The sequence below is a fragment of the Leptospira tipperaryensis genome (assembly GCF_001729245.1).
GTDB classification, from domain to species: Bacteria; Spirochaetota; Leptospiria; order Leptospirales; family Leptospiraceae; genus Leptospira; species Leptospira tipperaryensis.
The window spans coordinates 2732501-2755348 of sequence record NZ_CP015217.1; the positions used below are offsets into that span (position 1 = coordinate 2732501).

Consider the following 22848-nt stretch of genomic DNA (forward strand, 5'->3'; position numbering starts at 1 on the left):
GACTCATTCTCCAAAACAACGGTTCGGATTCCCTGTCTATTGTTTCGAATGGATCGTTTTCATTTTCCAATTCGTTAAACTCCGGCTCTTCCTACAATGTCACCGTGTTTCAAAATCCTTCGACTCCTTCGCAAATTTGCTCGGTCAGCAACGGGGCCGGTTTGATCGCCTCTTCTTCCATCTCTAATATATCTGTGGTCTGCTCAACGAATTCTTATTCTATCTCCGGAAATGTTACTGGGTTAGCCGGCGGAAGTCTCGTTTTGAAAAATAACGGAACGGACGATCTTGCAATTTCAGCTAACGGATCCTTCTCGTTTCCGACTCCGATCGCAAGCGGTTCTACCTACTCAGTCACCGTGGCGCAAAATCCGAATTCTCCTTCGCAGGTTTGCTCAGTGGGTAACGCTTCGGGAAGCGTGAGTGGTTCGAATATTACGAATATTGCAATTGCCTGCGTTGACAGCTATTCGATCGGAGGATCGGTCACAGTCGAAGGTGGTGTGTTAAATGGAAATATCGTTGTAACTAACTCTACGAACGGCGATTCAAAGACCGTATTAACGACTTCTTCTTTTCCTTATAATTTCACAATGTCGTCGTCTTTATCTTCCGGCTCGGCATACAATCTAAATGTATCCTCTCCTTCGGGTCAAACGTGCAGAATCTCCCTGTTTAAAGGAGCCGTCGTTTCTTCTAACATAAACAATATTAGAATTCATTGTTTGAACGGAAACAAGGGCGCTATCGTAGGAGGTCTTTCGATTCAAGGAAATATGTCCGGACTCACTGGAAATATGGAAGTCGCGGCTCCTTTTACAAATACGATTTTTGCCGGTGTCGTTTCCGGCAATCTTGGAATAGCCGGCGCCGCAGTGGACGGATCGGTCGGAAACTCAGCATATTTTGACGAACCCTACGGGATGGCTACGGACGGAAATTCTCTCTACGTCGCCGATTATCACAATCATCTCGTTCGAAAAATTGATATCGCGACAAGAACGACTCGAAACCTTTTCAGCGTGGAAAATGTTCAGGGCATTGCGACTGACGGTGTTTTTGTTTATGCTTCCGGCAAAGAAACCAACACGATCGTAAAATACGACTTAGGGACTTCCACGTTAACCGTCATCGCGCCGATGGTTTGGACCGGATCCAGTTACAGAAGCGGTTACGCGGACGGCCCGGCAGGAACGACTGCGAGGTTCAATTGCCCGATCGCACTTACAACGGACGGAGTCAATTTGTACATCGCCGATTCGGCAAATCATGTCATCCGAAAGATAGACTTGAATACGAATATAGTTTCCACCGTCGCCGGAATTGCAGGAAGTCCTCTGAGCGGGCCAAGCGATAATGCGATCGGAACTTTAGCACAATTCAACAACCCATCGGCCTTGATCCTTGATGCCGATGGAACCTCTCTGTACGTATCCGATACTTCCGCAAATAAAATCCGACTGATCGATCTTTCGATAAGCGGAAATCCGGTTACCACGATCGCGGGTTTCACTACGGGTGCAGCAGGCGCTTCTTCTTTGCCCCGTTCCGGCTTGAGCACAAAATTTCATGAACCCTTAGGAATTGTCTCGGACGGAAGTAATTATCTTTTTGTTTCGGACGCTTATAACAATCGAATCGTTAGAATCGCAAAAGCATTTCCGAATACCGTTACGTTTCTATCGGGAAGCGGAAGCTATAGCGTAACTTCGGGCGTCGCTACTGCCGCGGGATTTTACACTCCTTGGGGAATAGCCTTTGACGGACAAAACTTATTCATGACAAATATGGGGAATGTTGTTAGAAGAATGGAATGATTGTGATTTTGATTTGCTAAATTTTGGGAAATACTCCATCGATCGAAAATTTTTGGTCGATGGAAAAAATCAAGAAGAACGGTTTCGATTTTTATATTTTGAATCGATTTGAGTTTGTTGTAAAATTTCACCTCTGACGATTACAAAAATCGAAACCATAGACCGATCCTTATCCCTTTCTTTTCGTCATAAGAGACAAGAACGAAAGTAATCTTTTATTCGGATTATCTATTTGGTTTTTAAAAGTCAATGGAAAGCGAATGAAAAGACGGTCAGAGATTTTACAAACTTCCGCTCCATTTCCAAAAATCCAATAATCGGATTTTAAAGTTAAAACAAATTGAAGGTAAGCGAATGATCACTTTTTTTTTCTTTGCCGGGTGTTTTTCCCTGCTATTGGCCTTTGCACAAATTGTAAATTCTTTCGGTAAAAAGAATTGGATTCTTTTTGGAATTTTCTTTTCTATGAGCGCATTCCTTTTCAAGGGAGCGTTTCTACTTACAAATCAGTTCTTAGAATACTCACATTTCTTTTTGATCGAAATTGTGTTTATGTTTTTAATCGGGCCTCTTCTTTATTTTTATTTCAATTTACTCATCAACGATCTCTCGATCAAACGTAGCAAGGTATTTCTACATCTGTCTCCGCCGATTTTATTCGGAACCCTCTTAAGTTTGGATACGATCAGAATTTGGTTAACGGATTCTTCCTTTTCAGACCTCCAGGAAGATTATATAGGTAGATACGAATACGTATATCGTTTCGCGGCGGTCTTCCCCGCCGTTTATATCACCGTCCTTGCGAGAAAATACTATCTCATCTTTCACAATAGTTTTTTGAAGGACAAGTGGCCTCTTCACATTCAAATTATTTTTATACTTTCTATTGTCTCTAGTCTGATGAGCCTGCTGATGGATCTGCGGTTTTTGCTCGGGTTAGAGGATCATTTTGAAGCACTCTATAAAATTCTTCTTTTTACCCTGACCCTAATCGTCATTTACACTTTCTTTATCAGTCAAAAATATCCGAATACTTTCAACCTGATCTCGAATACGATCAAACAGATTCAATACGAAAAGAGTACATTAGTAAATATAAATATTTCAGCCGTAGACAAAAAAATAAACGAATTGATCGAAATTGAAAAAGTGTATTTGAATCCTAAGTTAAACCTCCGCAATTTCGCAAAAAAATTGGGAATCACTCCCCATCAATGTTCGGAATTTCTAAACGTCAGATTGAACGTAAATTTCAACACATTTGTGAACCGATTTAGAATCGAAGAATCCCAAAGACTTCTTTCGGAAAAAAAAGAATTGGGAATACTGGAAATCGCGTTTGCTTCCGGTTTCAACTCCCTTTCTTCTTTCAATGCCTGTTTCAAAAAAGAAGTAGGAATCTCGCCCAGATCGTTTCGACAAAAAAAGGCGATGAAGAGGAACGGAATCTAACGTCAAAAAAAAGTAAAATTCTCGTTCAGATTGAAAAATATAGGATATACTTGATTGATGAAATTCCGAGTTTCAAAAAGCTGAACGTATGAGTTCTTATTTTACACCCGGAGACGAATCTTTCAAAAGAGACAATCATCTCCTCCCGAAACCGGGGAAAAAATCCACTGCGCTTATCGTCGCGGGAGGCGGGATGAAAGGTTCTTTTGCCGGCGGAGTTCTCGCCGCTCTTCACCAATACATTCCTTCCACACATTTTGATCTTATCGTCGGAGTTTCCTCCGGTTCTTGTTCTGCTGCCTACTACGCTACCGGATACGAACAGAGTTATGAAGAATCTCTTAAGATCCTGGATATTTGGAAAAAAGAACTCATCGGAAATAAATTTATTTCTTTCTTTCATCCCTTCAAAGGCAAAACTCTCTTAGATCAGGAATATCTCATCGATTATATCTTTGGCGAAAAATACCGTCTTCCTTCGGAGAATTTTGACAAAAAGGAAGCCCCTCCACTTTACGTAGTCGTGACCAATCTCGCAAAACTTCAGGCCGAATATATAAAGACATCGGCGTCTAACGCACTCAATCTTCTCAAGGCTGCGACATCCCTTCCGATCGCAACCAGAGGTAAATGGAAATTGGACGGACAATTTTACGGGGACGGTGGAATCGCCGATCCGATTCCTCTTGAGAAGGTGATCGAAGCGGGTTATAAGGATATTACGGTTGTCTTAAATAACAGCCAGGATGAATTCTCAAATCCGATTTCAAAGCTGGAAGGTTGGCTCGCGTATCCTTCCAACAAAAGACTACACCACATGATCACCAAGGTTCATCATACGATGTACAACCGCGCGATGCAGATTATCAAACATCCGCCTAAAGACGTAAGAATCAAGGTGGTAGCCCCGACTTATCAGGAACTTACGATGGTTACGACGAGCGCGGAAAAACTCACTCGTTCCGTAAACCGAGGCATCGAAGCCGGATTCAAGGCGGTAGCTTCCATCAAAGAAGAATTCTCCCACTTTAAAACCAAACTCAAGGATAAGGGCTGGAGAATTTTATAATCTAAGATTTGAAGACCGTTTTTCAAACCGTTCTATTCCTAAAAAAGAATAGTAAATTATAAAATTCTAATTTAGAGACGATAGTTCGGGATTTACGGGATCGATTCCGATTTGAGAAAGCGCGATCGGTTTTCGTTTTTGTATATCCATAAGAAACCAATGTGCGATACAAACCGCCACGAGCTTTCCGTCGGAAAGACGATAAGCATACTGATCGTGAAATCCTTTTATTTTTCCTTCGAATCTAATTTTAGAATCGATACGGATCTTTTCCGGATACGTCAGTTCGTTTTTATACTCCAATTCGATTTTGGTGACTACCGGGCTGATATGTAGCTCTTTGAGTAAACGATTCATATCCACGCCGGATTGAGTCATAGCCCGGAACCTCGCTTCGTCGAAATATCCAAGAAACACGATGTTGTTTACGTGTTGGTTCTGATCGATTTCTTGCCAACGCACTTCGGTGAAATATTCCTGTGTTTGAAGAAGTCTCGATTCTATTTTAGAATTTTGCATGTTTTCCCGTTTGACGACCCACCTTTCTTCCAAATACAACAAACTCCCAAACCCTAGTTGCCTGCGATACAGAAAGCGGAAATGGATTTCATTCCCATATATTGGCGATTCGTTCCCTATTTTCTCGACGGATTTCTCTTGAGTTCAAACGGGATTCCATGGAATAAAAAAATCTGAATCCTATCGGAAATATATGACGGATTTAGGAGACTACTTTAGAAGGTCTGCATATTCTGTATCCATAAAATACTCTCACACAACGAATAACATTTTACCTCTTTCGAGGAAACGGAAATCTTCAACCTAGATAAGGAGGAGATTATATGAACAATAAAACAATCCGTTTGAGAAACGCATTCTCGATCGGAGCCGTGGCGGGAATTTTGGAGGGACTTCTTGTGGGATTTGCGGACCCGAACGTGGGAATTTGGATTTTAGTTCAATCCATTCTTTTTTGGTTTTCCTGCGGGGTAATCGTAAGTTTTGTGGAAACCGGATTTTCGAAATTTTGGAGCGCACTCATTCTTACCGAACTCATGAATCTTCCCTGGTTCATCTCGCTCGTAGTAATCCCCGGAAATTATTCTCACTTGATTCCTCTGATCGTTGCGAGTTTGATCTTCGGTTCAGTCATCGGAGGTTTGAACTTACTTTTGAAAACTCCGGAACTTGAAATTCGATAGAAGATTTTATTCTTCCGGCCCGAAAGTTTTATAGGCTATATAGAGGTGGTTCGTAATCATTCCACGGAGTTGCGAGAGAACCCCTCTTTTTTCCTTTTCGTCCATCATCGACGTTAGTCGCAACGCGCTCCCGATCGAATCGCAGATAAGAACGCAGAGTTCCATCAGTCTTTGTTTTTTCATCCTGGGAACAAAACACTCGATCGAACTAACGATGATTTCCGCATTCCTCTTTGTATCTTCCAGGTCCAATTCTCGAAGCGCCGGATAGGCTTGTGAGCCGCTCCAGACGATCTGAAAAACGGGATCGCTCGAATAGGCCTTTTCAAATAGTTCTAAGATTTTTTTGATCACTCTCTGAAACTGAATCTCGTCCGGATTTTTTTCCCGATACTGAGCGAGTTCGTTTTGAAGATCGGACCGAAGGCCCTCGAGATGAGACTGAGCGATGGCTCTCAAAATCGCGGGCTTTCCCGAATAATAACGATAGATCGTCCCGATCGGAGAACCGATATAATCGGCGATTTCTTGTAGAGTAAAACGGTCGGGACCAACCTTTAGAATCAATTCTCTGGCGGAATTCAAAATCGATTCCTGTTTTTCCCGTGCTCTTTTTTGGACCGGATTGGCCCTCGTAAGCAAAACTGACTCCCCTTCCATTCTGCCATCCTCTATTCTTTCTTTTTTCATTCAATCAAATCATTCTTGACAAAAAAATGAGCATCCCTCACAATTCGATTGAGCTAAAAAATGAGGATTGCTCACTTTTATTGTATGCAAGGGAAAGTTTAATGAAACAAAAAATTATCATCGCTCTGCTGTGCGTCATCGCCGGCTTTATTCTTATTCTTTGGAGGTCGTTGTCGTATCCTGTCATCGGAATTTATCCCAAAACCGATTTTGTTTTGGATCATGTGCGAGTTTTTGATCCGGATCGAAAAAGTTTTTCACGACTCAGTCTCGAATTTAGGAACAATCGAATTTTCAAAATCAGAAAAGGCAAACAAGAGAGCTCCGCGGAATTTTCCGGCATGACGGTCACTCCCGGAATCGTAGATATGCACGCTCATCTTCCTCCTCACAATCTACTGGATTTGATTCCTTATTTTTCTCTCCTCTATCTTTCGCACGGAGTTACGAGCATTCGAATCGCGGGCGACATCGACGGAACCGCGGTTCCCTACGCAAAGAAAGGAATCGAAGAAGGAACCTTTTTCGGGCCTAAGATCGTTTCCTGCGACGCATTTGTCACCTCCGGAGTTCCAAGATGGAAGAATTCGATCATCGTAAATTCCCCGGAAGAAGCCTCGGAAGCGGTTCGTGCCCTCAAAAAGAAAGGTGTCGATTGTATCAAATCCTATGAGAACCTGAGCGTCTCGATGATTCGCGCGTTAGTCGAAACTGCGAACAAAGAAGGTTTGCCTGTGATCGGCCACGTTCCCTACGGAATGACTTACGAAGAATCCAAGATCCCCGACGTTCAGCATTTTTTTGGAATTCCAAGGCCGCAGTCCTTAGAAAAAGACAGCGTTCTAAACCGAGGAGCGGACTGGGGCGACGTAAACGAAAAATTGTTAAACGACATCGTAAAATTTTCCATCGAAAACAAAATCGCAAACACGCCTACGTTAGTCGCCTCCGACAGACTTTTGCTTTTTTCGGATTACGAATCGGCCAAAAAGGATTCCGCCGTAGCTCTGATGCCCCGGTTTTACAGAGAAGTGGTCTGGAATCCGGAAATCGGAATTCCGGCCTATCGAGGTATCAAAAAAGAATATCTAAAAGATCACGTGCAGTCCGCAATTTTGAAAAAAAAATCTCTTCTAAGAAAACTTTTCTTAGCGGGAGCGACTCTTCATCTGGGCTCGGACGCTCAACAACCCTTCGTGGTTCCGGGAGCGAGCCTGTATCAAGAGATGAATCTCTTTCAAGAAGCCGGAATTCCGCCCTACGACGTTTGGAAGATGGCGACCGTAGACTCAAATCGTGCGATCGGCAACGAGGCTTCGTTTTCCATTCAAGAAGGAGCTTCTCCCGATCTTTTGATCTTTCGAGAAGATCCGACGACCGATCTTACAAAAACTTCAAGTCTCTACGCGGTGGTTTCTCAAGGGAAATTTTATCTAAAAAAAGATTTGGATTTTCTCGTGCAAGAATTCAGAGAACAACAATCAAAACTGCTATTCGAACAACTTTCTATGTTTCTCGGAAAATTAGCACTGGAAAAACAAACGAAGGAGTTTAAACACTGACCATGAAAAAGTATTTTATTCTTGCGTTATCCGTTCTTGCTCTCGTCCTCTTTCTTACGTTAGTTCGGACTTTTTTAGTAAAATCTTTTCAAACCAAGATAACGCCGGTTCCAAAAGAAAATCTTCAGCTCGAAGCCGCGCTACAACGGCTTTCGGCGGGAGTTCGTTTTAAAACGGTTTCCTCACTTTCGGATACAAACGCAAATTCGAATGAGTTTACGGCATTCAACGAACACATCCGTAAAAGTTATCCGTCCCTGGAATCCAAACTCAAAAAAACAAAAGTGAGTAACTTTTCTTTTTTTTACGAATGGGAAGGTAAAAATCCAAACTTAAAACCGATTCTTCTCTGTACACATTCCGACGTTGTGGACGTGGATCCGTCGACGATTTCCCTCTGGACGCACAAGCCGTTCGGAGGAGAAATTCGAGACGGTTTTGTCTGGGGAAGAGGAGCCTGGGACGATAAGAGCAGCGTTTTTGCTATATTAGAATCTGTTGAAATTCTTATAAAGAAAGGATATGTTCCGGAACGATCCATCTTTATCGCGATCGGACAAGACGAGGAAACGATCTACGGAAAACTCGGGGCCAAAGCGATCATGGAAATTTTTAAAAAAAGAAACATTCGATTTGAATATGTTTTAGACGAAGGTCAGATCATCGCGGAGGGATTGATTCCCGGTATCGAAAAGCCGATCGCATTGATCGGAATCGCGGGGAAAGGTTATCTTTCTCTCGAACTCGAAGTGGATCTCAAAGAAGGAGGACATTCTTCCATGCCTCCGAAAGAAACCGCGATCGGAATTCTAAGCTCGGGTCTTTCTCGAATGGAGGAAAATCCCTTTCCTCTTTCTCTGGGAGAAGTTCAAAGGACGACCTTTGAATGGCTCGCACCCGAGATGAATTTCGGATCGCGTTGGATCATGAGCAATCTCTGGCTCTTTGGTCCGATTCTGAAATCGCGTCTGAGTGAGAAGAATTCGACGAGGGCTCAGCTCCATACAACTTCGGCGGTGACAAAAATCTCCGGAGGTTTTAAGGACAACGTCCTTCCCGCGAGTGCGGAAGCAACGGTGAATTTTAGAATTCTTCAGGGAGATTCCCACAGAGGAGTTTTGAATCGAACCGAAAAGATTTTAAACGACGAAAGAATCCGTTTGATTCCTCCCGATACGATTTTCGAACCCTCTTCCGTTTCCAGCGTTCATTCCGTCGGGTTTGAAACGATTCGACGTTCGATCCAGGAAACGATTCCGGACGTTATAGTAGCTCCCGCGATCGTTTCCGCTTACACGGATTCTCTTCACTACGGCGCGGTTGCGGATAACGCGTATCGTTTTTTTCCAGTTCGAGTCAAACCCGACGACGTAAAAAGATTTCACGGAATCGACGAAAGGATTTCGATTTCGAACTACGAAGAGATGATTCGCTTTTATCTCAGGTTGATTTTGAATTCTTCCAATTGATAAACGAAGTCGATTAGGTAGTAAAAAATTCCACTTCGGATTTGAGTTTTCCGGCTTGTTCGTTTAATTTGACCGCGAGTTCGTCGATTTCGGAAACAACCTGATTTAAGAATTCGGTAGTCTCCGAAATGGCGACGATCGTTTTTGAAAACTCGGTCGATGTCTGAGCCTGTTCCTGCGTATGATTTCGAATTTCATCGGAAGAAATGGAAAGATCCGCAAACGCCGATTTCACCTGTTCACTCGCGACGAGTTGAGAATCCGAAAGTTGTGCGACTTCGGAAACGCGATCGAGAGTGATTCCCACCGTATCTCCGATTCTTTTAAAAACGGTTTGAGTCGATTCGATGACTTCTCTTCCGCTTTTGGTAGCGTTTAACGCTTCCGAAATTGCGGAGGTGATTCTTTTTGCGTTATCCTGAGTCTGTTCTCCCAACTTTGCGATCTCTTGAGCGACTACCGCAAATCCTTTTCCCGCTTCGCCCGCTCTTGCGGCTTCGATCGCTGCGTTTAACGAGAGTAAGCCGATCCGGTCCGTGATCTCTTTGATTACGTTTACAGTAGCTCCCATTTTAGAAGTGCTTTCTTCGATCGCTTCCATGGCTTTCTGAGTTCCTTGTAAAGCGTCTTCTCCACTTTTGGTTTCGGTTTTCATCCGATCCGCGTCGACCTTGGTTTCGAGAAGAGCCATGTGAACCTGGCGGATTCTTCCTTCGAGTTCTTCCAGAGAGGCTTGAGCTTTTTTAGCGATCTGAGTCTGCCCTTCCGCACGGGACGCCGTAGAATGAATCGAAGCCGCAATCTCTTCGACTCCGGAACTCATCTCTTCCGTAGAAGCGGCTTGATCCTGCATCTTTCTGGATAATTCTTTTGTGTTGTCTCCGAGAATTTTCGAACTTCCTGAAAGTTTCTCGGCTTCTCTTACGACGCTTTTTACGATGATACGAAGTCGTTTCACAAATTCGTTTAGAGCGCGGCTGTTGGAACCCAATTCGTCGCTCGAAACCATCGGAAGAATGTGGGTCAGATTTCCGTTGGACATTTCTCCAAAAATACGAATCATGTTTTCTGAATTTCTTCGGATCGTAAGTGAAAGTTGATAAGAAGCAACGACTACAGCGATGAGCATAAATACGAGAGTTAAGATCAGAGGAATGGTTACGTCGCCGAGTTTGATCCAACCGGAAGTTTCTTCGAATAAAAGATAACCGAGGATGATGACCGGTAAGATCGCGATCGCAATGATCGTACTAAAAATTCTCGCAAGAACTCCCACCATACGAATTCGATTGGAATCGGTTTGCACTTCGTTGAGACGATCCGATTCTAAGATTTCGACAAAGCTAGATTCCGTGAGAAAAAAATGAGAAACGCCTAAGATAGGATAGATGATGAAGGGAAGAAAGGTAAAGGGAAGCGATTCCAAAAACGTCGGATTAAAAAAGAAACACATGATCCACCAGGCGAAAGGAATTCCCAAACTCCATTGAATCAGATAAAAAATAGAATTGTAAACGGGAAAGTTTAGAATTGTGGTTTTTACTTCAATCCTTTCCTGAGTGTTGAGAGGAAACCAGTTCGTATCTTCCAGTTTTCGAAGAATTCTTCCGAGATAAAAAAAACGAACGGTAGGAACCATATAAGAAGTCAGGGTGGAGGTCGTCGCCGCGATAATCAAAGCAATGGCTTGATCAAAGTCATAACCTCCGGCCGAAATAATAAATAACACCGCTAAAGGAACCGCCAAAATTGTAGTGAGCAATTCCAGACCGACCGTTAATTTCCAGCGAAGTTTGCGTGATTCTGACTGATTCATTTCTTACTCTTTTTTAAAATTGGAACGCCCAACGTATAATAAGGATCGAACTCATCTACATTTTATCAGACGATACTATTTTTTTCTGCAAACAAGCGGGGTAAAATTCCTTTGAGAGAAACCGTTCCTGCTTAAAAAAGACAGGATTCTGACACAAAGTTTCTTGCCGGTCGAAAAAAAAGAAATCGGGGAAAGATTCGATTCTTACTTTCAATCTCTTATATCGGAAGGATCTTTTTCAAAATGAATTCTGTTTATAAGAATCATTCTAAATTAAACCACATCGGCTTGGGGCCCTGAAATCCCGTCCTGTTCCGAATCGATCCCGGCTCTTCTTAGGCTATGCATTGTTTGGTGATAAAGCCTTTTGATGACGTTTTCGCTCCATCCAAACCAGAAGGCGATTTCGAGGTGGGTATAAATCGTATCCGTTTTTAAAAGTTTTCTTTTGTATTTTTCTTTGAGCCGGGAGGAGATGAAGTTTGCGTCTTTTCGTTTCGTAAAGAGGATCTGATGTGAGGATTCTAATTTTTCCAAAAGGATGAGTTCTCGGTTTCGGGATCGAAAACGTTTTTCTTTTCTTTCTTTTAAGAATTCCGGAATCGATTTTCCGGAGACGAGAAGAATACTTTTGAGAAGGAGAATCTCGTTTCTTTCCAGATAAAGATTGTGTTTTAATTTAAAGATGAGAATTCCTCTTCGATCCCCATTCTCCAAAGCTTGCCGGAGATAGATTCGATCCGTGTCGATCGACGCTTCATAATCGGGTTCGAAGACTACGGATCCTTCCAAACGATCCGGATCCAAAAACGTAGCCTCTTTTTTTGAGAGTCTTTTTTCTTTTTTCCATTGATTGAATACGAGGTGTTTCCAAAAAACAAAAGCGAATGCCGGGAAATTTCGATACCCTTTTATCTCGTAAATTTTCGAGAAGGTTTCGATCCTTTGAATAAATTTGAGAAGAACTTCTGCCCTTCCATCCTCGTCCAGTAAATATTTACGAGTCGCAAATCTGCGAATCCAAAATTCCGCCTGGTTTAGCAAAACATCGGGTTTTCCCGTTTTTTTATATTCTAAATAAGAATTTACTAATATACGATCGATGTCCGTCTTTTGATTCATGGTCAAAAAAAGGAGGATCGGCGCGTTCTTTGTCTAAAACTTTTGTAATTTCGATATTCTACCTTTGATCAAAATCAATCTTTCTTTGGATAAAATTCTCCATTTTTTGATTGGAAAATGAACTCGGGGAAGATACACTCTTTGCAAAAGAGAAATAACATGCAAAGACTGATTAAAAAAATTTTGGTTCCTGTGGACGGTTCCGAGAGTTCCAAGAAGGCGTTGGAGATGGGAATCGCGCTCGCAAAAGCGTCCAGCGCGAGTTTGACGATCTTAGAAGTTGTAGAAGAATTCGGTCCTCTTCCCGGCTATTATGAGAAAGCGCCCGAGGGAAAGGATCGAGTCAAATGGATCAGCGAACAGAGATTTGAAAAAATTCATTCGACTTTGGACGAATCTCCGGAAATCAAATGGGATCGCCTGGTTCTGGAAGGATATCCTGCGGATACGATCGTAGAGACCGCCGCGAAAGGTAAATACGATATGATCGTAATCGGATCCAGAGGACTTTCCGCAGTAGGTAGATTTTTGGTGGGCTCCGTTTCGGATCGAATCGTACACCATGCGTCTTGTTCTGTGACCGTGGTAAGATAAGAATTAGAATACGTCGCGTCGTAATAAAGGGAATCGTTGGAGTTCCTACAAAGTTGTGCGAGAGAATTTTACTTGCGAAAAGTAGAATTTTCTGATAGAGGAAAGTCTTGCGACTTTTTCCCGCGGACCCGCCTCCTCCACCCAATCAGGGCGGGGGCGCGACTTTCACGGAAAAATTGTTGGAGTTCCTACAAAGTTGTGCGAGAGAATTTTACTTGCGAAAAGTAGGTTTTTCTGATAGAGGAAAGTCTTGCGACTTATTCCCGCGGACCCGCCTCCTCCACCCAATCAGGGCGGGGGCGCGACTTTCACGGAAAAATCGTCGGAACTACGACAAAGCCCCCCCTTTCTTCTATCGAAAAGATCTTTGCTTCGGGGGAGAATTCGACTTCTTACGGCTCGGAGAAGAATTAAATCTCTGTGGAGGTCTTCCACCCGAATTTGATTTCGGTTTAATCCTTCCGGTAAAGTGCATTACGTTTTCCGAATGGAAGGGTTGTTGTTGATTGACTGGAATCTTCTGACCGATCACTCTTTCAATATCTCTAACAAAAGCCCTTTCTTCCATGTCGCATAACGAAATCGCGACCCCTTGTGTTCCCGCTCTCGCGGTTCTCCCGATTCTATGAACGTAACTCTCCGGAATATTCGGAATCTCGTAATTGATCACGTGAGAAATTTCGTCGATGTCGATTCCTCTTGCGGCGATATCGGTCGCAATAAGAGAGCGGATTTTTCCGGCTCTAAAATCTTCTAAAGCCCTTTGTCTCGCGGACTGAGATTTGTTTCCGTGAATGACGTCCACGGAGATTCCGCTCTTTCCCAAAAGTTCGGAAACACGATTGGCTCCGTGTTTTGTCTTTGTAAAAACGATCACACGTTTGAGTTCCGGATTCTTAAAAAGATGTTTTAAAAGATCTTTTTTCTTATCCGAATCCACAAACATTACGGATTGCTGAATTAGTTCCACCGTGGAAGAAACCGGAGTCACTTCGATACGAACCGGTTTGACGAGCATTGTCCCCGCGAGCTTCTCGATATCGGGAGGCATGGTCGCTGAGAAGAAAAGATTGTGACGTTTTTTTGGTAACATCGCGATGATCTTTCTGATCGAATGAATAAAACCCATATCGAGCATACGATCCGCTTCGTCTAAAACGAAAACTTCAAGTTCGCTTAAGCTTAAGAATCTCTGATCAATCAGATCCACAAGCCTTCCCGGCGTAGCAACCAGAACGTCCACGCCCGAAGAAAGACTTTTTACCTGAGGACTCTGACCGACTCCGCCGAAAATCACTGCCGATTTTAATTTCAGATGTTGACCGTAGACTTTAAAACTATCGTGAACTTGGATCGCGAGTTCTCTCGTCGGAGTGAGAACTAAAACTCGAGTTTGTTTCGGAGCCGCTTTTCTTGGATTTGTAAAGAGTCTATGAAGAATCGGGAGCGCAAAAGCTGCGGTCTTTCCCGTACCGGTTTGGGCGCAGCCCAAAAGGTCCTTCCCCTCGAGTAAGGGAGGAATCGCCTGAATTTGGATCGGCGTCGGTTTAGAATATCCAACGTCTTTGATGGCTTGTTGGATGAGAGGAGCTAAAGGAAGATTCGAAAAATTTTCTATTGGATTGTGCAATGGGAACCGGCTTGTTTCATCCAGATTTTGAGAGATCCCTAAAGAGAATAGAAGAATAAGTTTCCATTTTTAAGCCGGCATCACGTCCGGACCGAATTCAGCACCTGGAAGCAAAGTAACGCCGGGAAGATTCCTCCAATCCGGGTGATCACCGATATGTCGGTAACGATGTTCCCAGACGATACGGTCCTTTACAACGAGAAAGGCTCCGGGCATCTGCAGAGGATTCCTTCCGGGAATCCCATAAAAAAGACCTTTGAGAGTGGCCCTTGCCGTACCCAACAAAACTTCCGGACCGGCCAGTTGAACCAGACTTGCATTTTTTAATCCGAGCTCCTGATAGAACTGAGTTTTAGAATCGGCGACGACAACGGCGTCTTCCCAAACTCCGTCAAAAAATTCTTTCGCCTCCTCCACATCTCCCGGAAAGAAAAAAAGAATCGGGGGAAAGGAAAGACAAGTCTCCGAAATTTCTCTCAGATCTTGCACTGCTTCCTTACTAAAAATACAACCGGAATGTCTTAAAAAAACCAAAAGGCTCAAGCGAGGAGGAAGACAAGGAAGAATCGTCTGGGCACGCAGATGAATTCCATTCACCTCTTTGGTTCGAAAAACTTCCGGAAGAAATTCCATACTTCCAGTATGACCTCTTAAATTTCCTTGTAAATCGATTGATTTCTTCGTTTTCGAAAAATTAACTGCATTTGCATGGAATTCCTAACTCCCGATAAGATCATCGCAATACTTACCTTAACCTTGATGGAAATCGTCCTCGGAATCGATAACATCGTATTTCTTTCCATCGTCGCCGGAAAACTTCCCAAAAATCAACAAGCCAAGGCGAGAAACTTAGGACTTACCCTCGCCCTCGGTTTTAGAATCGGACTTCTCTTTGCGGTCACTTGGATCGCTTCTCTTACAAACGCGCTTTTTACCGTATTTGATTTTGCGATTTCCGGAAGAGATCTCATCATGTTGGGTGGAGGACTTTTTCTCATTGCAAAGAGCACGAGCGAAATTCACGGAAAGATCGAAGGAGCGGAAGAAGGGAATTCCGGATCTCAGAAAGAAAAAATTTCCTTCTGGGGAGTCATCGTACAACTCATCCTTTTGGACATCATCTTTTCGGTGGACTCCATCGTGACCGCGGTCGGACTTTCCGGACATTTCGAAGTCATGGTAATCGCCGTGATTCTTTCGATGATTGTAATGTTGATCTTTTCCGGGGCGGTAAGCGATTTTATCAACGAACACCCGACGATGAAAATTCTCGCGCTTTCCTTTTTGATCATGATCGGAGCGATGTTGTTTGCGGACGGACTTCACTTCCACATTCCGAAAGGATACGTCTATTTCTCGATGGCCTTCTCTCTCGGCGTAGAACTCATCAATTTAAGAATTCGGAAATCCAGTTCTAAGAGACGCTGATTCCGGCCTTCTGATTCCAGGAAGACCATTGCAAATTGTAAAACGGAGCAAAGGCCTTCTTGGGACGTTTTTTCTTTAATTCGTTTAACAAATTCGCGTTCCAGAAACGATATTCCTGAAGAGCGACCCTCGCCGCCTTTTCGCTCAAAAGATCGATCTCTTTGGAAGGATTGGAATTTTTTTCCAATTTGGAAAGTTCATGGAACCATTCTTCTTCCAGAGAAGCGATTCTCGGTTCGATCAACTTTTTAGCGTCCGGATAAAAACGTTGAATCTCTCTGTAAAATTTTTCGTGGGTCCACCAGAGAGAAGTATCCAGGGTCGCACCCGGTTGTTCGAAATTCTTCTCTAAAAAACTAGTCCCGGAAAAACCGGCGGGAAGAAAAAGAGAAATCGAAGGAATCGCGGTTCCCGTAAACCAGAAACGATTTTTAGAAACTTCATTCCTAAGCTCCGCGACAAAGGAACCCGTAGTACCGTTAGGCGTAATAGGTCCCGTCGCGTGAAGACAAACCGAACCCATATCGGAAGAAGAAGGATAAAAGGAATGAAGACTTTTCGGTTCCCCTTCTTGTCTGAGAATTTGCATCGCGCCCCGCGGATCCAAACTTCCCTTTTTAGATTCTCCCATAGAACCGGTTCTTGCCCGGCGCACCTTACACTTACTAAAAAAGGTAAAGAAAGAATCCGAGAATGCTTTACGAAACGAAAAGGATTCTCCTTTTTTCAGCCAACCTTCTTTCAGAGCAAACTCGATCGCGCGGGGATGAATCGTGTCGTAGTCTTCTTCGAGGGTAAGACCGTTCGAGATCGAATAGAAACCTTCGATTCTTTTCCAAGCCCAGAACTTACCTGCGGTTTCGAGAACAAAAGCGTTCTGAGAATCGGCGATCAAAAAACTATTGTGATAGTAAAAGGAAGAATTAGAATAACCGCCGCAAGCGTCCTGACCAAACTGTTCCAAAAGTTGAAGAATGGTTTCTCTTGCGGTCTCCGCATTCTTACTTCTTTCCAGAGCCAGACGAAGAAGATCCATTCCCGTAAGACCCTGATTCTTTTTTTCAAAAGGAATCTTTGTAAAAACGGCTTCGTTTCCGATCACAACACCCGAAGCGTTAGCGCCCATCTCCGCGCCCCACATCTGAAAGGGTTTGGACAAAATGACTTCCTGCGTTTCTTTGACGCTCGGAACTTTGATATAAGTGCACTTCGTTTCTTTTTCACCCGAACGCGAAGGGACACGAAGGAGCGCTTGTGCCTCGTTCGGCTCTCGATCCGAATTCTTTCCAAAGATCATAGAACCGTTTCCGGTAAAAGAAGGAGTCGCTAGAAATGTATCACACATGACGAAAGAAACTCTCCGTTTTGCGGAGCTTAGCAAGTCTTTTTAAACTGCGTCCACGGAGCAAAAATCAAGAAGGGTTCCTAAGTTATAAGAATTCCTACGCGGCTTTTTAGGATCTTCTCCCCCTTTCGGAAGCGGAAAATCCCCAATCTTTCAAAAAAGGCGACCTCTTGGGGAGAATTTTGGATTGACAGAATACTTCAAGTTTAAACTATTAGACATTAAAGCAAATACTTCAAACGTAAAGTATTGAAGGTTGCAAAAAGGAGAATCATTATGTTAGAAACACTTTTTTCCACAAGTTCCGACCTGGGGCCTTTCGTCTTGAGAGTTGTATTGGGAATCGTAATCTTTCCACACGGAGCTCAAAAACTCCTCGGATGGTTTGGAGGTTACGGCTTCAAAGGGACCATGGGATACTTTACGGGAACAGCAGGCCTGCCCGCAATCGTAGCATTTCTCGTGATCATTGGAGAATCGCTCGGATCCGTCGCGCTCGTGTTCGGACTTTTCACACGTTTTACCGCGTTGAGCATCGCGATCATTATGCTCGGGGCTACCCTTTTGGTTCACAGAGAACACGGATTTTTTATCAACTGGTTTGGAGCGCAAAAAGGAGAAGGTTATGAATTTCATCTTCTTGCGATCGGAGCCGCATTGGCTTTGGTCTTTACCGGCGCAGGGGCTTATTCTCTGGACACTTGGATCTTAAGCCTACTTTAGAATTCCATTGTATAAAAATCACGTAATGTGAACAAGTTTTAGGAAATTCTAAGAAGAGTGTCCGTTTTTTTAGGACACTCTCCGAATTTTTTAGGTTTGTTTTAGGAAGACAAAATTTTAAAAAAAAGTTCTTCCGGTTTTCTGGAGAAATGAGTATTCAAATTATTATCTTACAAAGACTAAAAATAAGAATCGAGTCCGCTTCCAAAAGAAACATCGTTTCAACGTCTTAGATTCTTCCGCGCAAAAGCGTCTCACCCTTTCTCCAATTTGATATAAGAATCCATCATCTTAAAAAGAGTAAAAATTTTTTGAGGAATTTATTTCTTAATCTCCCAAAAATTCTTTCTTCTCAAAGGGATCGAACTTTCCGTTTTGAAATCAGAAAATTCAATCCGCTTTTTAAGATCAAGTTAGGTTTGTCCTTGGAAAAAAAGAGTCTTGTAGACTTCCGGAAGTTGTGTCGGTTTTTGAGTAGCAAAGTTGAACCAGAGAAATTCTCCCTTTGCGGTCGCCACACATTCTCCTTCTTGATTCCACATCGTGCAAGAAATGTGAAAGGAGCGAGAGGTTACCGAATCTACTTGTAAGGTGATCTCTAAGATCTCCGGATAACGGACCTGTTTTCGATAATCGACTTCGATATGAGTGATCACGGGTCCGCCTGTCGATGGACGATCCGGTGAATCCCAGAGTTTCAAATCGGAAAAATAATTGGCCCTCGCATTTTCAAAATACTTGGCATATACAACGTGATTGACGTGCCCGAAGGCGTCCATGTCTCCCCAAGCGACTTTCTGGGAGTAACTGTATTGATAACGAATCGGTTTTGGCATTCTTTCTATTCTTCCTAAGAGTGATCGTTGATAAGATCCAAACTCATTCTTTGATTCTAAGCTCTTAAAACACGCGATAAACAACTTCAAAATTTTTTGCGTTTAGGCGAGGTTCATTTAAACGTGCGAATTACTCTAAAAGACAAACTCCCGTTTAGGCGAGGTTCGTATAAACGCGAGACTTCCACTGAAATACAAACCCCCATTTACACGAAGTTCGTATAAACGCAAGACTTCCTCCAAAAGACAAACTCCGATTTAGGCGAAGTTCGTATAAACGCGAGACTTCCTCCAAAAGACAATCTCCGATTTAGGCGAGGTTCGTATAAACGCGAGACTTCCTCAAAAAGACAATCTCCCATTTACGCGAAGTTCGTATAAACGCGAGACTTCCTCCAAAAGACAATCTCCGATTTAGGCGAGGTTCGTATAAACGCGAGAATTCCTCCAAAAGACAATCTCCGATTTAGGTGAAGTTCGTATAAACGCGAGACTTCCACTGAAAGACAAACCCCCATTTACGCGAAGTTCGTATAAACGCGAGACTTCCTCCAAAAGACAAACTCCGATTTAGGCGAAGTTCGTATAAACGCGAGACTTCCTCAAAAAGACAAACTCTGATTTAGGCGAAGTTCGTATAAACGCGAGACTTCCTCCAAAAGACAATCTCCGATTTAGGCGAAGTTCGTATAAACGCCGATAAATTTCCCAAAAACAAAATCATCCCGCCGAAGTCGCTTCGCTCCTCCAGCCAAAAGTTTAAATTCTAATCTACATTCCATTCTTACCCGCAGCGCCCTTCACGACTGCAGGCAGAAGTTTCATTCTTCATTCAAAAGTATTTCTGCGCATTCTGCCTGTAAGCCGGATTCTGTCCTCTCCGAAGAGATGGATGGCCATTTATCTTGCTCCGAAAGTTACCGATCGGAGTCCTTGCTCTCTACCCGCAACCCCGCAGAAACAGCTAAAGGTTGCCTATTTGAGATTGCACCCGGGAGGGTTTACCGTTCCCGACTTCTTTCGAACTCGGAGGTGGGCTCTTACCCCGCCATTTCACCCTTACCTCTACCGAATCGCTTCTGTAGAGGCGGTATTCTTTCTGTTGCACTGTCCATACCCTAACCTCGGAGATTCCTCTCCAGGGTTAAAATTCCGGGAATTACCCGGTCCCGTGTTTCCTGGTGTCCGGACTTTCCTCACCCTTCTTCGAAAGCGAAGAAGCAGCGCGACCATCCGGCAGAATGCTTGGATTAGACAATTTTAGAAGCCCTTCCCAAAACCAGAAAAAAAAGAAAGAATCCGAGCTTCTCAGAGAAAATTGGCACGGCACTTGCATATATCTATACAGATGACGGATTTAGGGGTGATAAGATGAACAAGTTTATAACAGTTGCTCTCTTTTTAAGCATTTTCACTGGACTTTATGCAATGCCAGAGGCCCAAAAGGTCGAGGAAGAGCTTATTAAGTTTACACCAGAGAATGAAATCCAACTTGCAAACAAGCTGAGCGCTCTCGGAAGTCTCAAACAAAAAGTAAGAGATTACAGCTCTGCCATCGAACTTTATAACCAATCCCTCACCGTTCGTGAGAAAATGGGAGAAAGAGAATCTTCTGGATACGCTCTGGTTCTCTATCTCAAATCCATCTCTGAGTTTCGCCAAGGAAAATCCTGCCAAGCTCTTGAGAATATCAAAAGTGTAATTTCAATTTATCAAAAAATCGGGGATATCGACGCGGCCCTCAATGCGGAAGAAGAAGCCTATAAAAAATACCAAGAAGCTTGTTCCATCCACACGGAGAATGTTGCGAACGCACAATAACTCAAGTGACTTGAGCCCATTAATTCATCCCATCTCTAGTTCTAACTGACTTGGCCCGCCCGAAAGGGCGGGATTTTTTTTGATTTGACTCTTCTCCTTTCAAGACTAACCTGAAATTCCGGATCTTGGCGTTTTCTGACTCCTCTCTTCGTCTAAATTGGTCCGGTAGAAAAAAAAATTCGGAGCAGCCTATGAAAATAAATTATAATTGGAAGAATGTAGATCATTCGAAAGCAGCCGAAGAATATGCAGATAGTAAATTGGATCGTGTTTCAAAATATCTCCATTCCGTTCAGTCGTTCGAGATCTCTTTCGAAATGATTCACGGAGAAGTGAGCGCGAATCTGAATCTGCACGGAGATGGAAACAAGTTCAACGCACAAAATTCTAACAAGGATATCTACGCTTGTATAGACGGCTTGGAAGATAAGATCGTAAAACAAGTCAGCAAACATCACGATAAAAAAGCCACTCACTGATCCTATTTCGAAAGTTGTCACAACCATCCGGTGGATCTCCGCCGGATTCCAATCCAAAGAATAATTCTCAATGTCCTTTTCCAGAAAATTAGAAGAAGCGAATCAATACCTTTCAGACGGAGATTTTGAAAAGGCAAAGAAGAATTTTGATTCTCTCTTAAACGAAGATCCCGAACATCCGGAAGTAATCGCCGGATTCTTCATAGCCTCTTATTGGGACAATCGACTCGATCGGATTCACAACGCAAAGGAAGGAAGAGAAAGAAGTCATCTCCTCGTTCAGTATTTTTCCGATTTTCAAAACGCATTCGAACTCAAAAAATTTACGGGAACTTCTTCGTTTCGTTGTATCTCGGAATCGGTTTTATCCGAAGCGGTGGATCAATTGAAAATTTCGGTGCAGAGAGAAGGTTTGCATTTTCAAGATCCATCCGCGCTCTTGGGACTCATCCGCGAACTGATTCGTTTTCGAGATTATAGAAACGCACTTGAGATTTTGAACTACGCTTCTTCGGTGGAAAGAAATTCTCCGGAGTTTCTCTATCTTCGCGCGGAATCCCTTTTTCAAACCGGAGAAGAAAGAAGAGCTCTCATTTTATTCCGCGAAGCCTTCCTCAAAGATCCGACCGCCGCCCCGCTCTCCGTCTTAAAATCGGAACCCATTCTTTCCTGGATTGAAACTCTGAAAAGCTCCTACCAAGAAGAATCGGACCTCAAAGAAGTGCTCCCCGTCGTTCTCGCGGAAAGAGGAATTTTCGAGGAAACCAGAAATTATTCCGAAAAAGAACTCTTAGAATATTATAAAAATTTAATCCGTCTCAAAGACACTCTGAACTCCCGAAAAGATCTCTACGATTTTAAGATTCGCTGTAGGATTCTTCAGCACGCGTGTTTGATTTTGGACGTCTGCAGAGGAATGCAATACAGCGAAATCTATCAGGAATCCAAGAGAATTTTGGATACGGTAGATCCCGGATTCTTTCAAAGACGCCAAGACGGAATTCGAAAATAGAATTTCGAAAGTGTGAGTTCCTACATTTCTTTACAAAGTAGATTTCACTCTTCGAAAGTGTGAGTTCCTACATTCTAAATACCACGATAGACCGGATCAAAACCGAGATTCTCGATTCTTAAAAAATAAACGGGTGGAAAGAAGGTTTTGAGGAAATTTGCCGTTCCTAAAAAAGAACGGCAAATGTATCGAGGGAGAAGGAAAAGGCTAAAGGGGATTTATTTTCCTTGAGTTATCTCAAGAATTTTTCCCAATTCTTCAGCAGTTCTTAGATCACCTTTTTCGGAAAAATATCTCTGAAGAGAATCCAAAGTTTTCTTAGCTTCTGCGTTTCCTGGGATTTGTTTGAGAAGGGCTTCGTCCATCGGAGATTGAAAGGAACCGGAAGAAGGAATGTCCTTAAAGTTTCCCGTTTCATTCTGACCAAAAACGGTTCCGGATCTTTCGGTTAAAACCGGAGAAGACGAAGACTGGAAACGATTGTAAGATACGAATACGATTGCTAATGCCAGAACGGCAGAGAAGGAAAGTTGCAAACCTCGGTTGGAAAGGACGTTCTCTCGAATTCTTTCCCATCCTCTTTCGGGTTCGGGTTGTATTTGTTGAAGTTGATTTTTCAATCGAAGGGAGAATTCTTCACTCAACATAATGGAGCTGAGTTCTTTTTTTCTGAGTTCGGACATCGTCTTTACGAGAGAATTCTCAATCTTGAGTAAATCCCCGTCCTCTTTCCTTAAAAAGAGCGGAACCTTGAATTTTGAATGTAAACTTTTCATCTTTT

21 protein-coding genes and 1 other RNA gene (1 of these 22 running past the window's edge) are annotated in these 22848 nt (G+C 43.1%); 12 read left to right on the plus strand and 10 right to left on the minus strand.

Going from position 1 to position 22848, the window contains the following annotated elements; translation table 11 throughout:
- From A0128_RS12885 to A0128_RS12895, 3 genes are all read left to right on the plus strand, one after another.
- On the plus strand, positions 1–1817 hold the 3' portion of the coding sequence (locus A0128_RS12885) for an NHL repeat-containing protein (RefSeq protein ID WP_156781834.1). Its footprint begins 112 nt before the window's first position; the window shows 1817 of its 1929 coding nt (coding positions 113–1929); the start codon falls outside the window, past its left edge; it ends in the stop codon at positions 1815–1817.
- A 465-nt stretch (positions 1818–2282) separates the two neighbouring features.
- Positions 2283–3269 (plus strand): AraC family transcriptional regulator, encoded by a 987-nt coding sequence (locus A0128_RS12890; RefSeq protein ID WP_162274106.1) that lies wholly within the window; start codon positions 2283–2285, stop codon positions 3267–3269.
- Positions 3270–3357: 88 nt separating this feature from the next.
- Positions 3358–4338 (plus strand): patatin-like phospholipase family protein, encoded by a 981-nt coding sequence (locus A0128_RS12895; RefSeq protein WP_069607898.1) that lies wholly within the window; start codon positions 3358–3360, stop codon positions 4336–4338.
- Positions 4339–4404: 66 nt separating this feature from the next.
- On the opposite strand, the gene A0128_RS12900 is transcribed toward A0128_RS12895, so the two are convergent.
- On the minus strand, positions 4405–4857 hold the full coding sequence (locus A0128_RS12900; RefSeq protein WP_069607899.1) for an acyl-CoA thioesterase: 453 nt from the start codon (positions 4855–4857) through the stop codon (positions 4405–4407).
- Positions 4858–5180: 323 nt separating this feature from the next.
- Between A0128_RS12900 and A0128_RS12905 the strand changes: the two genes are divergently transcribed.
- The gene (locus tag A0128_RS12905; protein ID WP_069607900.1) at positions 5181–5540 is read left to right on the plus strand and encodes a hypothetical protein; all 360 of its coding nucleotides are present in this window, start codon (positions 5181–5183) and stop codon (positions 5538–5540) included.
- Positions 5541–5546: 6 nt separating this feature from the next.
- Here A0128_RS12905 and A0128_RS12910 read toward each other — a convergent pair whose 3' ends face one another.
- Positions 5547–6200 (minus strand): TetR/AcrR family transcriptional regulator, encoded by a 654-nt coding sequence (locus A0128_RS12910; RefSeq protein WP_162274107.1) that lies wholly within the window; start codon positions 6198–6200, stop codon positions 5547–5549.
- A 131-nt stretch (positions 6201–6331) separates the two neighbouring features.
- Here A0128_RS12910 and A0128_RS12915 point away from each other — a divergent pair, with 131 nt between their 5' ends.
- Positions 6332–7792, plus strand: coding sequence for an amidohydrolase family protein (locus A0128_RS12915; protein ID WP_069607902.1), 1461 nt, complete (start codon positions 6332–6334; stop codon positions 7790–7792).
- A 2-nt stretch (positions 7793–7794) separates the two neighbouring features.
- A complete protein-coding gene (locus A0128_RS12920; protein WP_069607903.1) occupies positions 7795–9261 on the plus strand; it encodes a M20 family peptidase in 1467 nt (488 codons plus the stop codon).
- Positions 9262–9274: 13 nt separating this feature from the next.
- On the opposite strand, the gene A0128_RS12925 is transcribed toward A0128_RS12920, so the two are convergent.
- Together A0128_RS12925 and A0128_RS12930 are read right to left on the minus strand one after the other, a co-directional pair.
- Positions 9275–11077, minus strand: a complete 1803-nt coding sequence (locus A0128_RS12925) for a methyl-accepting chemotaxis protein (protein WP_069607904.1) — start codon at positions 11075–11077, stop codon at positions 9275–9277.
- Between the two features lie 273 nt (positions 11078–11350).
- Positions 11351–12199 (minus strand): hypothetical protein, encoded by an 849-nt coding sequence (locus A0128_RS12930; protein ID WP_069607905.1) that lies wholly within the window; start codon positions 12197–12199, stop codon positions 11351–11353.
- Between the two features lie 159 nt (positions 12200–12358).
- Here A0128_RS12930 and A0128_RS12935 point away from each other — a divergent pair, with 159 nt between their 5' ends.
- The gene (locus A0128_RS12935) at positions 12359–12793 is read left to right on the plus strand and encodes a universal stress protein (protein WP_069607906.1); all 435 of its coding nucleotides are present in this window, start codon (positions 12359–12361) and stop codon (positions 12791–12793) included.
- Positions 12794–13145: 352 nt separating this feature from the next.
- Here the strand turns inward: A0128_RS12935 and A0128_RS12940 are convergent, their stop codons facing one another.
- On the minus strand, positions 13146–14423 hold the full coding sequence (locus A0128_RS12940) for a DEAD/DEAH box helicase (protein ID WP_156781835.1): 1278 nt from the start codon (positions 14421–14423) through the stop codon (positions 13146–13148).
- 69 nt (positions 14424–14492) lie between these two features.
- On the minus strand, positions 14493–15056 hold the full coding sequence (locus A0128_RS12945; RefSeq protein ID WP_069607907.1) for a SelL-related redox protein: 564 nt from the start codon (positions 15054–15056) through the stop codon (positions 14493–14495).
- A gap of 75 nt (positions 15057–15131) precedes the next feature.
- Here A0128_RS12945 and A0128_RS12950 point away from each other — a divergent pair, with 75 nt between their 5' ends.
- Positions 15132–15851 carry a TerC family protein gene (locus A0128_RS12950; protein ID WP_069607908.1) on the plus strand — a complete coding sequence of 240 codons (720 nt, stop codon included), beginning with the start codon at positions 15132–15134 and terminating at the stop codon, positions 15849–15851.
- On the opposite strand, the gene A0128_RS12955 is transcribed toward A0128_RS12950, so the two are convergent.
- Positions 15838–17196 (minus strand): Ntn hydrolase family protein, encoded by a 1359-nt coding sequence (locus tag A0128_RS12955; RefSeq protein ID WP_069607909.1) that lies wholly within the window; start codon positions 17194–17196, stop codon positions 15838–15840. The genes A0128_RS12950 and A0128_RS12955 overlap by 14 nt on opposite strands.
- A 276-nt stretch (positions 17197–17472) precedes the next feature.
- Here A0128_RS12955 and A0128_RS12960 point away from each other — a divergent pair, with 276 nt between their 5' ends.
- The gene (locus A0128_RS12960; protein WP_069607910.1) at positions 17473–17919 is read left to right on the plus strand and encodes a DoxX family protein; all 447 of its coding nucleotides are present in this window, start codon (positions 17473–17475) and stop codon (positions 17917–17919) included.
- A 413-nt stretch (positions 17920–18332) separates the two neighbouring features.
- On the opposite strand, the gene A0128_RS12965 is transcribed toward A0128_RS12960, so the two are convergent.
- Together A0128_RS12965 and rnpB are read right to left on the minus strand one after the other, a co-directional pair.
- Complete coding sequence (locus A0128_RS12965; protein WP_069607911.1) at positions 18333–18755, minus strand: acyl-CoA thioesterase; 423 nt, start codon at positions 18753–18755, stop codon at positions 18333–18335.
- 844 nt (positions 18756–19599) lie between these two features.
- Positions 19600–20000: RNase P RNA component class A (gene rnpB, locus A0128_RS12970), an RNA gene on the minus strand.
- A 126-nt stretch (positions 20001–20126) separates the two neighbouring features.
- On the opposite strand from rnpB, the gene A0128_RS12975 reads away from it, so the two are divergent.
- From A0128_RS12975 to A0128_RS12985, 3 genes are all read left to right on the plus strand, one after another.
- Positions 20127–20576 (plus strand): tetratricopeptide repeat protein, encoded by a 450-nt coding sequence (locus tag A0128_RS12975; protein ID WP_069607912.1) that lies wholly within the window; start codon positions 20127–20129, stop codon positions 20574–20576.
- Between the two features lie 191 nt (positions 20577–20767).
- Positions 20768–21055, plus strand: a complete 288-nt coding sequence (hpf, locus tag A0128_RS12980) for a ribosome hibernation-promoting factor, HPF/YfiA family (RefSeq protein ID WP_069609281.1) — start codon at positions 20768–20770, stop codon at positions 21053–21055.
- A 70-nt stretch (positions 21056–21125) separates the two neighbouring features.
- A complete protein-coding gene (locus A0128_RS12985) occupies positions 21126–22067 on the plus strand; it encodes a tetratricopeptide repeat protein (protein ID WP_069607913.1) in 942 nt (313 codons plus the stop codon).
- 218 nt (positions 22068–22285) lie between these two features.
- Here the strand turns inward: A0128_RS12985 and A0128_RS12990 are convergent, their stop codons facing one another.
- Positions 22286–22843, minus strand: a complete 558-nt coding sequence (locus A0128_RS12990; RefSeq protein ID WP_069607914.1) for an LIMLP_12425 family protein — start codon at positions 22841–22843, stop codon at positions 22286–22288.
- Between the last annotated feature and the right edge of the window lie 5 nt (positions 22844–22848).

Excerpts from the sequence above, each read along its gene's own strand:
- A0128_RS12945 (WP_069607907.1), bottom strand. The coding sequence starts at position 15,056 with ATGGAATTTCTTCCGGAAGTTTTTCGAACCAAAGAGGTGAATGGAATT.
- A0128_RS12910 (WP_162274107.1), bottom strand. The coding sequence starts at position 6,200 with ATGGAAGGGGAGTCAGTTTTGCTTACGAGGGCCAATCCGGTCCAAAAA.
- A0128_RS12930 (WP_069607905.1), bottom strand. The coding sequence starts at position 12,199 with ATGAATCAAAAGACGGACATCGATCGTATATTAGTAAATTCTTATTTA.
- A0128_RS12965 (WP_069607911.1), bottom strand. The coding sequence starts at position 18,755 with ATGCCAAAACCGATTCGTTATCAATACAGTTACTCCCAGAAAGTCGCT.
- A0128_RS12905 (WP_069607900.1), top strand. The coding sequence starts at position 5,181 with ATGAACAATAAAACAATCCGTTTGAGAAACGCATTCTCGATCGGAGCC.
- A0128_RS12990 (WP_069607914.1), bottom strand. The coding sequence starts at position 22,843 with ATGAAAAGTTTACATTCAAAATTCAAGGTTCCGCTCTTTTTAAGGAAA.
- A0128_RS12955 (WP_069607909.1), bottom strand. The coding sequence starts at position 17,196 with ATGTGTGATACATTTCTAGCGACTCCTTCTTTTACCGGAAACGGTTCT.
- A0128_RS12900 (WP_069607899.1), bottom strand. The coding sequence starts at position 4,857 with ATGCAAAATTCTAAAATAGAATCGAGACTTCTTCAAACACAGGAATAT.
- A0128_RS12915 (WP_069607902.1), top strand. The coding sequence starts at position 6,332 with ATGAAACAAAAAATTATCATCGCTCTGCTGTGCGTCATCGCCGGCTTT.
- A0128_RS12920 (WP_069607903.1), top strand. The coding sequence starts at position 7,795 with ATGAAAAAGTATTTTATTCTTGCGTTATCCGTTCTTGCTCTCGTCCTC.
- A0128_RS12985 (WP_069607913.1), top strand. The coding sequence starts at position 21,126 with ATGTCCTTTTCCAGAAAATTAGAAGAAGCGAATCAATACCTTTCAGAC.
- A0128_RS12925 (WP_069607904.1), bottom strand. The coding sequence starts at position 11,077 with ATGAATCAGTCAGAATCACGCAAACTTCGCTGGAAATTAACGGTCGGT.
- A0128_RS12935 (WP_069607906.1), top strand. The coding sequence starts at position 12,359 with ATGCAAAGACTGATTAAAAAAATTTTGGTTCCTGTGGACGGTTCCGAG.
- A0128_RS12890 (WP_162274106.1), top strand. The coding sequence starts at position 2,283 with ATGAGCGCATTCCTTTTCAAGGGAGCGTTTCTACTTACAAATCAGTTC.
- A0128_RS12895 (WP_069607898.1), top strand. The coding sequence starts at position 3,358 with ATGAGTTCTTATTTTACACCCGGAGACGAATCTTTCAAAAGAGACAAT.
- A0128_RS12950 (WP_069607908.1), top strand. The coding sequence starts at position 15,132 with ATGGAATTCCTAACTCCCGATAAGATCATCGCAATACTTACCTTAACC.
- A0128_RS12960 (WP_069607910.1), top strand. The coding sequence starts at position 17,473 with ATGTTAGAAACACTTTTTTCCACAAGTTCCGACCTGGGGCCTTTCGTC.
- hpf (WP_069609281.1), top strand. The coding sequence starts at position 20,768 with ATGAAAATAAATTATAATTGGAAGAATGTAGATCATTCGAAAGCAGCC.
- A0128_RS12975 (WP_069607912.1), top strand. The coding sequence starts at position 20,127 with ATGAACAAGTTTATAACAGTTGCTCTCTTTTTAAGCATTTTCACTGGA.